This is a genomic window from Collinsella tanakaei, from assembly GCF_016900375.1.
In the GTDB taxonomy this organism is placed as follows: domain Bacteria; phylum Actinomycetota; class Coriobacteriia; order Coriobacteriales; family Coriobacteriaceae; genus Collinsella.
Window position 1 is genome coordinate 71,661 of record NZ_JACJKB010000013.1, and the last position, 11,514, is coordinate 83,174.

General features: G+C 66.1%; 13 protein-coding genes. 4 read left to right on the forward strand and 9 right to left on the reverse strand.

The annotated features are described in order from the left end of the window. Nucleotides 1–28 precede the first annotated feature (28 nt). Nucleotides 29–448 carry a flavodoxin gene (locus H6A16_RS08595; RefSeq protein WP_204618207.1) on the reverse strand — a complete coding sequence of 140 codons (420 nt, stop codon included), beginning with the start codon at nucleotides 446–448 and terminating at the stop codon, nucleotides 29–31. A gap of 46 nt (nucleotides 449–494) precedes the next feature. After that, entirely contained in the window at nucleotides 495–1,172 is a 678-nt protein-coding gene (locus H6A16_RS08600; RefSeq protein ID WP_204618209.1) for a DUF3793 family protein, read from the reverse strand. A gap of 440 nt (nucleotides 1,173–1,612) precedes the next feature. Here H6A16_RS08600 and H6A16_RS08605 point away from each other — a divergent pair, with 440 nt between their 5' ends. After that, entirely contained in the window at nucleotides 1,613–1,999 is a 387-nt protein-coding gene (locus tag H6A16_RS08605) for a heavy-metal-associated domain-containing protein (RefSeq protein ID WP_204618211.1), read from the forward strand. A gap of 35 nt (nucleotides 2,000–2,034) precedes the next feature. On the opposite strand, the gene H6A16_RS08610 is transcribed toward H6A16_RS08605, so the two are convergent. Beyond that, a complete protein-coding gene (locus H6A16_RS08610) occupies nucleotides 2,035–2,481 on the reverse strand; it encodes a YolD-like family protein (protein ID WP_204618213.1) in 447 nt (148 codons plus the stop codon). Then, entirely contained in the window at nucleotides 2,474–4,036 is a 1,563-nt protein-coding gene (locus tag H6A16_RS08615; protein WP_204618215.1) for a DNA repair protein, read from the reverse strand. Before H6A16_RS08615 ends, H6A16_RS08610 begins: the two co-directional genes overlap by 8 nt. 304 nt (nucleotides 4,037–4,340) lie before the next feature. Here H6A16_RS08615 and H6A16_RS08620 point away from each other — a divergent pair, with 304 nt between their 5' ends. Then, nucleotides 4,341–5,069 (forward strand): phosphatase PAP2 family protein, encoded by a 729-nt coding sequence (locus H6A16_RS08620; RefSeq protein WP_204618217.1) that lies wholly within the window; start codon nucleotides 4,341–4,343, stop codon nucleotides 5,067–5,069. On the opposite strand, the gene H6A16_RS08625 is transcribed toward H6A16_RS08620, so the two are convergent. The 5 genes from H6A16_RS08625 to H6A16_RS08645 form a co-directional block, all read right to left on the reverse strand. After that, a complete protein-coding gene (locus H6A16_RS08625; protein ID WP_204618219.1) occupies nucleotides 5,035–5,370 on the reverse strand; it encodes an MGMT family protein in 336 nt (111 codons plus the stop codon). The two genes, H6A16_RS08620 and H6A16_RS08625, sit on opposite strands and share 35 nt — an antisense overlap. Before the next feature lie 360 nt (nucleotides 5,371–5,730). Next, nucleotides 5,731–5,949, reverse strand: a complete 219-nt coding sequence (locus tag H6A16_RS08630; protein WP_204618221.1) for a DUF6485 family protein — start codon at nucleotides 5,947–5,949, stop codon at nucleotides 5,731–5,733. Between the two features lie 90 nt (nucleotides 5,950–6,039). Continuing rightward, complete coding sequence (locus H6A16_RS08635) at nucleotides 6,040–6,891, reverse strand: Cof-type HAD-IIB family hydrolase (protein ID WP_204618223.1); 852 nt, start codon at nucleotides 6,889–6,891, stop codon at nucleotides 6,040–6,042. A gap of 99 nt (nucleotides 6,892–6,990) precedes the next feature. Continuing rightward, nucleotides 6,991–8,040 carry a tryptophan--tRNA ligase gene (trpS, locus tag H6A16_RS08640; RefSeq protein ID WP_204618225.1) on the reverse strand — a complete coding sequence of 350 codons (1,050 nt, stop codon included), beginning with the start codon at nucleotides 8,038–8,040 and terminating at the stop codon, nucleotides 6,991–6,993. Nucleotides 8,041–8,055: 15 nt separating this feature from the next. Further along, nucleotides 8,056–9,297 carry an MraY family glycosyltransferase gene (locus H6A16_RS08645; protein WP_204618227.1) on the reverse strand — a complete coding sequence of 414 codons (1,242 nt, stop codon included), beginning with the start codon at nucleotides 9,295–9,297 and terminating at the stop codon, nucleotides 8,056–8,058. Between the two features lie 444 nt (nucleotides 9,298–9,741). Here H6A16_RS08645 and H6A16_RS08650 point away from each other — a divergent pair, with 444 nt between their 5' ends. After that, complete coding sequence (locus tag H6A16_RS08650; RefSeq protein WP_204618229.1) at nucleotides 9,742–10,653, forward strand: TIGR02452 family protein; 912 nt, start codon at nucleotides 9,742–9,744, stop codon at nucleotides 10,651–10,653. Then, a complete protein-coding gene (locus tag H6A16_RS08655) occupies nucleotides 10,635–11,336 on the forward strand; it encodes a pentapeptide repeat-containing protein (protein ID WP_239458299.1) in 702 nt (233 codons plus the stop codon). Before H6A16_RS08650 ends, H6A16_RS08655 begins: the two co-directional genes overlap by 19 nt. Nucleotides 11,337–11,514 lie beyond the last annotated feature (178 nt).

The window sequence follows — 11,514 nt, forward strand, 5'->3', positions numbered from 1 at the left end:
GACTGCGGCGCCGGTGGCGGGCACTCGGTTATGCCAGCGACCCGCCGAGTTCGTTGCAGGCGGAAAGCGCCTCGTCGTCGGGCTCGTTGTTCGCGATGACGGTATCCACCACGTTGGCGCCAGCGTCCTCGGCATCCTCGCGCCAGGTGTCCATCCACTCGCCGGTGCCCCAATCGTAGCTGCCGAACAGGGCGATCTTCTTGTCGGCGAGTTCGGGCTTGACGTCGTCCCACATGGGCTGGAACTCGCCTTCCTCGAGCTCCTCGGCACCCATCGCGGGGCAGCCGAAGGCGATGGCGTCAAAGCTCGCGACGCTCGATGCGGTGAAGTCGGCCGCCTGCACGGTCTCGACCTCGGCACCCTTGGCCGCGGCGCCCTCGGCCACCGCGTTTGCCATGGCCTCGGTGTTGCCGGTGCCGCTCCAGAAGACGACTGCGATGTTGCTCATGATGATCCTTTCTGTATGTGTTCAAGTCCGGATGCTTCCGAACGGGTTACCGTGGGGTGGCTACGGCGAGCTGCATGAGGCCGCACCCGCTTTGATGGGCGCGTCGCAGCTCATCGGCGCAGCGGCGGAAGCGCGCGAACGTGGCGAGCGCTCCCTCGAGGTTCGCATATACCTTCCAGGGGCCGACGGCGAGGTAGTCGCGGCCGCCATGGGCGATGAAGCCCTCGACGTCGGCGTAGGGGTAGCCGAGGAAGAAGCCAAGCTCGTGGGGAAAGTCGCGGCAGCATCCGTCCTGAGCGCACGGGCAGGGCTCGGATGCGCCGGTGGCTTTACGACGGGCGCTGCCACCCATCGAGGAGAGCCGCGCACCGAGCGTCTCGAGGCACGCGTCGAGCGAGTCGACGCGATAGCCGATGCGCGCCAGCGGGTGTGCGGCGCGTGGGTCGGTCAGGTAGGACGTGAGCTCGTCTGCCCGATATACGTAGACGAGTGCGCCGCACGAGCGCCAGGCAAGCACATGGATGGAAAGGCCTGCCGGCTCGATTTGGCGTGCGCAGACGCGGATGGCTTGCTGGAGGTCGTGGCATCGTGCCCCAGAATCGCCGTGATCGGAAAAGTCCCCAGGAAAAGTGAACAGGCTTGCGGGCTTGAGTCCAGCAAGCGTAGGGGAGCAATGGCGCACGATGGCGCGCCCAAGCGTTGCCTCGTCGATGGTACGGGTCATGGCATCTCCTGGTTCCGTCGTGCTGAGCTGTCAGGTAAGTTACCCAAAGCAAACTTATAGGTTCTGCAACGCTCCGTCAAGAAAAAAAGTAAGCCTTAACAAACTAATTCCGATGTCCAATTTCAGGACGGAGATGTTTTGGGACATCCGGACGCAGCCGGAAGGTGAAATTTAGGGGACAGGTCCCAAACTTGCAGGCAGACGGGAAGCTTGGAAGCTTCCCGTCTGCCTGCAAGTTTGGGACCTGTCCCCTAAATTTCACCTCCAGAGAGGTCTGCCTACGCGGGTGGCCGAAAACATCTCCGTCCTGAAAGTGGACAAGTAAGAGATCTCAAACTTTTCCCGCGTTGCGTGCTCCCTTGCGCTAGAGTAGAGAAGAGAAGTAAGACATGGATTACTTATAGCGTCACGTCCGTGCGCGCTGTCGGGAAGGGGCTGCTATGGGCGAGATCCTCACACCGGGAAACATCATCGTGTTCGTTATCGTGGCGATCGGGCTGATCGCTGGCGTGCGCCGCGCGATCGGTGGGCTCACGAAGGGGGAGAGCTGCTGCACGAGTGGCACGAGCAGCCGCAAGGTTCGAGCCGTCAAGGTCACCGATACCGACGAGGCTCACTATCCCTATGCGATCGATCTTCCGATCGGCGGCATGAGCTGCGAGGGATGCGCCGCGAATGTGGCCAATGCCCTGAACGCCATCGATGGCACCTGGGCTACGGTCGATCTGGCCGGTAAGACGGCACACGTCCGCGCGAAGCATCCGATCGATGTGGACGCCTGCGAGGCCGCCGTGCGCGACGCGGGATACTACGTCGCAAAGCCATAGTATGTCCCAAAACATCTCCGTCCTGAAAGTGGACATCAGGCGCGGATGAGCTTCCAGATGTCGTCGAAGGCGACGGACTGCTGGCCGAGGCGCAGGCTGCGGTGCACGGGGTCGATCGCCTCGACCACGCCGGCGCGCGTCTGGTAGCCGCCGCGGTCGTAATAGGTGATGCGCACAAGATCGCCGCGACGGGTCTGCATGATGGCGCGCGAGAGCTCCTCGGCCTCCTCCTCGGTGAGCTCGTGGCGCGGCTCGGCGACGCGCTCCTGTTCGCGGACGAGGTCGTAGTAGCCGGTAAGCGCGGCGAAGGGCATGAACTGCGCGGCGCGGCTTGCGCGGGGCCGGCCGTCGGCTCGCAGCGCGGGGCGTGAGCTCCCATCGGCCGGCGCGCTCGCCGCGCTTTCGGAGCCCGTGCCGACCGGCGTGAACTCGAGCTCGCCCCACGGCGATGAGATGCGGCGTGCGCTGCGGTCGCTAGGCATGGTGTCCTCCCACTTGCTCGTTGCGTTCGCGCCCGGTGGCGGCAGGCTTGTAACTTGTGCCCTTGAGCAGGGCGTTTTTGCCGTAGCGGTCGCGCACGGCGAGCACCGTGTGCGCAAGGTCGCGTTCGGCCTGCTCGGCCGCCTCATCACGGAACAGATCGGTGGTGGCGAACTCCTCGGGCAGCAGGTTCGCAAACCCGATGTTCACGCGCTTGATGGGGCGCGCGGGGTCTACGATCTCGGCGTACAGCGCGTCGAAGCGCGCCATCAGCCGCTTGAAGGAGTTCGTCCGCTCGCCAAGCTTGCGTGAGGCCTCGGCGTATCCGTAGGCGCGCTTGCCCCGCACGGTCCGCTTGCCGTGCTCGCCAATAAAGACGGTGGCCGCCCCCGCATCGTCTGGGGTGCGCGCGGCCTGGCGGGCCCGAACCGCGTCGGTCGTGCGGCGGTAGCCCGGCGGCGGCGTAACGCTTCCGTCTGCGGCCGGACTGCCCGGGCGCCCGTCCGCTGCCGCGCCCGTCGGAACCGCCGTGTTCGCCGGCAGCAGGTCGCCGGTCGCCTCGCGCACCTGCCCGCAGGTGTCGGTCACCCGCGCGCTGCCGCTTGCGCCCAGGCGCGCAAGGTCGCGCCGGTCGTCCGCATAGCCCACGTAGAGCGATATGCCGTCGCACACGGCGCGCTTGTCCACCAGGTCGAGCACCGACGAGTCCACCATCTCGCGCAGCACGGTGCGCGCCTCCTCGTAGGTGTAGGCGCGCGGCAGCACCTGGCCGCTCGCGATGGAGCTCGCCTCCGGCTGGTAGGCGTGGATCTCGGCGATGGTGCACGGCTCGACGCCGTGGGCGTGATCGATAAGGTACTCGGCGTTCACACCCAGCTCGCGGTACAAGATCCGCTCGTCGAGGGCGGCGACGCCCATGAGGTCCTCCACGCCGTACTTGGCCAGGCGTGCGGCGATACCGGGGCCGATGCCCCAGATGTCGGTGATGGGCCGGTGCCGCCAGATCTGCTGGCGGAAGAGCTCCTCGTTGAGGTAGCCGATGCCGTCGTCCACGTGCTTGGCCGTGATGTCGAGCGCCACCTTGGCCAAAAAGAGGTTCGTGCCGATGCCCGCCGTGGCGCGGATGCCGCAGCGCGCGTACACGGCGTCCATGAGCTCGCGCGCGAAGGTGCGGGCGTCGATGTGGTAGAGCGAGAGGTAGGGCGTGGCGTCGATGAAGCACTCGTCGATCGAGTACACGTGGATGTCGTCGGCGCTCACGTACTCGAGGTAGATGCCGTAGATCTTGGCGGAAACCTCCATGTAATGGCGCATGCGCGGCTTGGCCACGATGTAGTCGATGCCCTCGGGGATCTCGAACAGGCGGCAGCGGTTGCGCACGCCGAGCTTCTTCATGGCGGCCGATACGGCCAGGCAGATCGTGGTGCGCCCGCGGTCAGGGTCGGCGACCACGAGGTTGCAGCTGAGCGTATCGCGCCCGCGGTCGGCGCACTCCACCGAGGCGTAAAAGGTCTTGAGGTCGATGCACAGGTAGATGCGTCCCGTATCCGCGCCCATGGCCGCCTCCCTTCCGGCAATCGCCGCCTTCTAGAACGTCTGTTCGATAATAGAAGCTCGCGTGGACATATGTCAAACAGGCAGGTGGCGGACGGTCGTGGACAAAAGCGCCGCAGGTGGTATGGGGTGCAAGCCGAACGTTGCAGGCTGTGGAGATTTTGCCCGGCGCACAGACCTGTACGCGCCGCCGTGCCGCCGGATGCCCTTCACGGGTACCGTGTGTGTTGCAGCTGCAGACGAGGGGGGCGCTCATGTGGACGGTCGACGTCCCGGCGGCGCGCCGCCTCGGCACGGAAGGGGAGACATGCAGGATCTTGAGCCGCAGGGCGGATGCAGAAACGAGCTCGAGGGAGCCGAGGGCGTCATCGGGCGGATCGGCGCGTTCGTGCGCGACAACCGGCTTGTCCTGACGATCGCCGTATGCTCCGCGATCTTCCTGTTCCTGCTCTTCGAGGTGCTTCGCGGCGAGATCATGCGCATCGACACGGCGGCCTACACCCTGATCGTCGAGCACCTGCGTGCCGATTGGCTCACGCCCGTCATGGAGGGCTTCTCGGCGCTGGCGACGCCCACGGTGCTCGTCGCCATGCTGCTGGTGATCATCGCGTTCGCGCCGGGGCGCCGTCCGGGATGGTGCTGCGCGGTGAACCTCGTGCTTGTGACGCTGCTGAACCTTGCAATCAAAAGCCTGGTCCAGCGCCCGCGCCCCGAGGGATTCCGCCTGGTGACCGAGACCGGCTTCAGCTTTCCTTCCGGCCACTCCATGGCGGCCATGGCGTTTTACGGCCTCATCGTATGGCTCATCTGGCACTATGAGAGCGATCGCCGCAAGCGCGCGGTGCTGACCGCAGCGTTCTCGCTCATCATCCTCATGATCGGCATCAGCCGCATCTACCTGGGCGTCCACTACGCCTCCGACGTGCTCGGCGGCTTTTGCGTCTCGCTCATCTGGCTTTCCCTCTACGTGAAAGTTTGGGGACAGGTCCCAAACTTTCACGCTACTCGAGACCGGCAGGCCAGCGGGAGACGCTGAGGTCCACGTGGTCGGCGTCGCGGAAGACGACGCCCTCGCCTTCGAGCAGCGAGCGCTGGACGCCGGCGCCGCCGAAGGCGAAGCCCTCGCAGATACGGCCGTCGGCGAACACGACGCGATGGCAGGGGATCACGCCGGGTCGGGGGTTGGCGTGCAGCGCGTAGCCGACGTAGCGGGCGCGGCGCGGCTCGCCGATGAGCTTGGCGATCTGCCCGTAGGTGGCGACGAACCCCTCGGGAATCTGCTCGACCGTCTCGTACACGCGGGCGAAGAAGCCCTCGCGATTCGTCGTCTGCGCCATAAGCGCCCCTTTCTTGGTGCCGCGCTTTCGGCGGTTTGGTTGCCCCACTATCGTAGCGCGCGGCGGCCGCAGCGTCGCTCGGCATTCCAAACGGTTACCCATGGCTAACTTATGGAGAGCCTGTGAACGAAGGGTCCGTCGTGGACATCTCCCCATCAGTTTACTATAGTTAACTCAACGACGGAGCAGGTAACAGGCGATGAAAAAAGCCTCTCCGCCGAGTTTGATTGCATCCCTCCCCTCTGTGCGATCAACGTTGTACATGAAAGTGCCCTGCCATCCACGGGACGGCGGGGCACTTTCATGTGTGTCGAAAGCGGTGGGGAAGCGCGGCAGACGGCAGATGATCGCGGCACAGCCTTACGCCCGGTGCGCCTGCACGTGGCGCGCGAAGCTCTCCCACGACCAGTCGTCGGTGTCCTCGGGGAGCTTGTCGGGTGAGACCGCCTTGAACAGGCAGGTGGGGACCTCGTGCTCGCGCAGGTTCTTGGCGATGCAGGGCGTGCAGCCCTGGTCGTGGTTCACCGGGTTGAACGGGCAGTCATGGTCGGTGCAGGTGCAAAACGGAACGCTGGCCATCGGTGGCTCCCTCGCAATCGAATCGGACGGGACGCCTTCATGCTAGCAGCGCGCCGTGTCCCGCGGTTCCGCGCGTCGGCAGCCGGAAAACTAGCGTGCGGAGAAATCCCCGCAGGCAGGCTCGATCACGCGGCGAACGAGCTCGGGGAAGGCTCCGTCGTCGGCGCAGGTGTCGAGCACGAGGTCGCAGCAGGGCCGCATGTCGTCCGATACGTTCGCCACGCCCACGCCCAGGCCCGCGGCCTCGATCATCGCGCGGTCGTTCTCGGAATCGCCGACGCCGATGGTCTCGGCGATATCGATGCCGAGCAGGTCCGCCAGGTGCGCCAAGCCGGTGCCCTTGTTCACGCCGTGCGGCACGAACTCCACGTAGCGGTTGGAGGAGTAGGTGATGTCCACGAGCGCGGGGTCGAGCGCAGGGCGAAGCTTCGCGCCCAGCGCCTTCATGCGCGAGAAATCGGGGTCCATGAAGATGATCTTGGGGAACTCCTCGCCGCCGGCCGCCTCGATGGCGTCGGCGTCGTCGGAAAGCTCCTCGATATCGGACAGGTTGGCGATGTAGCCGCGCTCAACGTCGTTCACGAACTGGGTGAGGATGCGGCCGCTTTCGGTGTAGACGTGCATGCAGATGCGGCGCTCAACGGCGTAGGCGTATAGCCAGCGCAGGACATCGCGGTCCATGACGGTGGAGAGCAGGGGAGTGTCGTCGCCATAGCGGTTGATGAAGCCGCCGTTGTACGAGATGACGTAGCTGTCCGCCAGAAGCGCCGGGTCGATGCCGGCAAGGCTCGACATGATGGAGCGGTACGGGCGGCCCGAGCTGGGCACGAACAGCACGCCGAGCTCGCGCATGCGACGCAGCGCCTCGACATTCGCCGGCGGCACGAGGTGTCCGGCCCCCAGGAATGTCTCGTCCATATCGCTCGCCACAAGCCTATACATCGCCATCTCCTTCACGCGTCCCAAAAAAGTGGGCATTGTGGGTCGAGTACTCAGCCAGCGAGCGTCGACCAGGTTCCGCGGTTTGTCAAAACCGCGGAACTAATACACCATCCCCATGGCCTCGCGGACCTCGGCAAGGGTCGCCTCGGCGATCTCGTTGGCGCGGCGGTTGCCCTCGGCAAGCACGTCCTTCACGTAGTCGAGGTCGTTCTCAAACTGGTGACGGCGCTCGCGGATCGGCTCGAAGTAGCTGTTCACGGCCTCGGTCACGTACTTCTTGAGCTGGCCGGAGCCGCCCATGCCGATCTCCTCGGCGATCTCGACCTCGCTGCGGCCGGTGCAAATCGCGGCGGTGGACAGCAGGCCGGACACGCCGGGGCGGTTCTCGGGGTCGAAGGTGATCATGCGCTCGGAGTCGGTCTGGCTCTTCTTGATGCGCTTGGCCGTCTCCTCGGCCGTCATCGAGATCGAGATGGCGTTGCCGTAGCTCTTGCTCATCTTGCGGCCATCGAGGCCCGGCAGTAGCGGCGTGTCGGACAGCAGGGCGTCGACCTCGGGGAACACCTTGCCATAGCGGTTGTTGAAACGGCGAGCGATCAGGCGCGTGAGCTCGATGTGCGGCAGCTGGTCGCGGCCGACGGGCACGACGTTGCCCTTGCAGAACAGGATGTCGCAGGCCTGGTGCACCGGGTAGGTGAGCAGAAGGCCGGTGAGCTCATGGCCGGATGCCTCCATCTCGGCCTTGACGGTGGGGTTGCGCTGCAGCTCGGCCTCGGACACGAGAGATAAAAACGGCAGCATGAGCTGGTTGCAGGCGGGCACGGCGGAGTGCGCGTAGATCATCGTACGCTCGGGGTCGATGCCGCAGGCGAGGTAATCCATGACCATGTTGTACACGTTGTCCTGGATGTGCTCGGTGGTGTCGCGGTCGGTGATGACCTGGTAGTCGGCGATGAGCACGCTCGTGTTCACGCCCATGTTCTGCAGCTCGACGCGGCCTTTCAGGGTGCCGAAGTAATGGCCCAGGTGCAGGCGGCCGGTCGGGCGGTCGCCGGTGAGCATGGTGTACTTGCCGGGGTTTTCCGCCAGGTCGGCGCGGATCTGGTTACTGCGCTCAAGCGCGGTCTCGTAGCTGCGTTCGTTGGGCATGGGTCGAATCTCTCCTTATCGCTTCTTATCGGAACGGTCGCGGCGAAGCACCTTCTCGAGGCTGTCGCGGCGCTGCTCGTGCATCTCGCGCTTGAGCTCGCGCTGGGCGGCCTCCTCCTCGGCGAACGCCGGATTGTCGGGGGTCACGATCTCGTCCTGCTGCGTCTTGGGGTTGTAATGGTGACGCAGCACGGGCTCGAACATGTGCAGGCGCATGGCGAAGGCCGCCGAGCTCACGAGGAGCACGATGAAGATCACGATGCGCAGCCAGATGTCAGCCTGGTTGATGGCGGCGGCACCGAGCGACAGCAGGATACACCAAGCGTAGATGAGCAGCACCGCCTGGCGCTGGTCGTAGCCCTCCTGGATGAGGCGGTGCTGGATGTGGCCCTTGTCGGCCTGGCCGATGCTCACGTGCGCGCGCATGCGGCGGATGATGGCTGCGAGCGTGTCGATGATGGGCACGCCGGCGACGACGAGCGGGATGATGAGCGAGGTGAGCGCCGCGGTGCGCGACACGTTCAGCAGCGACACGGTGCCTAGGGCGAAGCCGAGCAGCAGCGCGCCCGAGTCGCCCAGAAAGATGCTCGCGGGGTGGAAGTTGTAGCGCAGAAAGGCGATGCAGGCGCCGGCGAGCGCCAGGGCGAGTGCCGCGGCGTCGACGCGCCCGGCGAGCACGGCGAACGAGAACATCGACAGCGCGGCGATGCAAGAGATGCCCGCGGCGAGGCCGTCCAGGCCGTCGATGAGGTTGATGATGTTCGTGTACGCCACGAGGTAGATGGCGGTGATGGGGTAGGCGAACCAGCCGAGCTGGATGTAGTCGGTGCCGAAGGGGTTCACGATGGAGTGGATGGCCACGCCGCTCGCGACGGCGCACCCGGCGGCGATGAGCTGGCCCGCGAGCTTTGCGCGGGGCCTCAGCTGGATGACGTCGTCGATGGCGCCGGTGAGGAAGATGAGCAGGAACGACATGCCGAGCAGGGGATAGTTGATCTCCATGCTGGGGTGCGGCACGAGGACGGGCGGCCAGCCGAGATACCAGGTGCCCAGCAGCTGCACGATGAAGGCGACGATCAGGCCCGCGAACACCGCGATGCCGCCCATGCGGGGGATGGGCACCTTGTTGATGCGGCGCTTGGAGGGGTAGTCGACGGCGTCAAGGCGTATGGCGATGCGCTTGGCGAGCGGCACGCACGCGAAGGTGGTGATGAAGGCCGCCGCGGCCACGCAGATATATGGAATGACGAAGTCCATAGTCAGACGATTTCACCGGTTTCGGATAGGTAACGATGCGTTTCGGGTCGGCTGGCGGCGCTGCCTGCGCGGGCTTGTGCTGCCAGGGCCCCGGAACTCACCACATGATACAGAAAAGTGGCGGCGCGGCCCCCGCGGGCGGCGCGTTAACACCGTCACATCAGATAATTCGAGCGCGCGTCCGGTTGGTGGCTGGCCTCATCGGGGACGTAGCCGGAAGGCGCCAGGGCGTGAAAACAGGACAGGGGTTATTTCACATGGGGCGGCGTAATCGCCGCCCCATGTGAAATAACCCCTGTCCTGTTTTCACGCCCTGGCGCCTTCCGGCTACGTCCCCGATGAGGCCAGCGCACCGCTTGCGGGGAGTTCGGGTCTTCGGGTGCGCGCCGTCCGGGCGATGGCCTATCATGGGCAGCAGGTAATGTCGACGAAGGAGCGAGAACCATGGCAGAGCGCACCACCAACCCCCGGAAGGAAGCCCGCGCGCAGGCGGCCAAGCGCCACACGCAGCAGATGGCCGAGCGCTACGGGAAGGAGATCGACCGATCGTTTGAGGGGACGGTCCGCTACGACGGCATCCCCGCCGCCGAGGTGGAGGGTTGCGTGCCCCAGGTGAGCGTCGTCGATGCCGACGCCGCCACGGTGATCCTCGAGCGCGGACGCGGCCGTGCCAACTTCTGTGACCTCGCGGTGCTCGACTTCGCCTCGTTCGTGAGCCCCGCTGGCGGCTACACGCGCGGCAACGCGGGACAGGAGCAGTCGCTCTGCCGCGAGTCGTATCTGGCGAACGTCCTCGAGCGCTTCGGCGACTGGTACACCGAGAACCGCCGCCGCAACATCAACTGCGAGCTCTACCGCAACCGCGCGCTGCTCGTGCCGGCGGTCCGCTTCGGCCGCGGCAAGGTGCACGCGTACGCCGACGTGATCGTGGCGGCGGCGCCCAACGCCAAGCGCGCCCGCGCCGAGTACAAGATCGCCGACGACGTCCTCGCCGACGCCATGCGCGAGCGCATCCGCTTCGTGCTCGCCATCCTGGACGCGCGCGGCATCAAGAAGGTCGTGCTCGGCGCCTACGGATGCGGCGCCTTCGGCTGGGACGCGAGCGAGGTCGCGGAGCTCTTCCGCGCCGAGCTGGCTGCCGGCACCCACGGGGTGGAGGAGGTCGTGTTCGCCGTTCCCTCCACGCGCTTCGACGACCACTTCGCCCGCTTCGAGCACGCGCTGGCGGCATTCCCCGAGGCGAACGCCCAGTCGTTTGCCGACGCCCAGGCGGCCCGCGCCGCGGCTGCTGCCGCCGAGCAGGCTGCTGCCGATGCGGACGATGAGGAAGAGGACGATTGGCGGAAGTACCTGTGACGGGACACGGGGTTGCCGGGCGCGGGGGACGCACGGGGCACGGTTTCGCGCGCGTGCCCGAGGCGCTCGGCAGCCATATGGACAGCGAGGAGCTGCTCGACCGCTTCGCCGAGGGCGAGGCGGTCGTGTCCAACACGGCCTTCGTGGGTCTCGAGCTTGCTTACGATGACGCACAGGAGGCGACGTTCGAGACCGTGGTTTTTCGCAGCTGCGTGTTCGACGGCGTCGATTTCTCAGGTTGCGCCCTGCGCGATGTGCGCTTCTCGGGCTGCCGTTTCGTGCGCTGCACGATGGATCGCGCCTGGCTCGACCATGTGGATTTCCGCGATTGCTCCGCACCGGGTTTGAGCCTCATGAAGGCGCGGCTCGCGAGCGTGGCGATTCTCGAGAGCGACTTCAGCTACGCGAACCTTTCCGAGACGAAGATCGACCGGCTGCGCGTGCGCGGCGGGCGGCTCGTGGAGGCGGCGCTGCAGCGGGCGCGCCTGCGGAGCATCGAGCTCGAGGGCTGCGACCTTACGCGGCTCGATGTGTTCGGCACGTCGCTTTCTGGCGTGGACGTGTCGACATGCACCTTCGCGGCGCCGGTGCTCTCGGCCAACCGATCCGAACTGCGTGGCCTCACGGTCAGCCCCGAGCAGGCAATCTCCCTAGCAGAGCTTCTCGGCGTTACCGTCGCCTAGGTGATATTTAGGGGACCTGTCCCAAACTTGCAGGCGGACGGGGAGCTTTCAAGCTCCCCGTCCGCCTGCAAGTTTGGGACAGGTCCCCTAAATTTCACCCGCGGGGCCTGGCCTCTCTGGGGACGTAGCCGGAAGGCGCCAACGTGGCCCGCGGGCCACGTTGGCGCCTTCCGGCTAC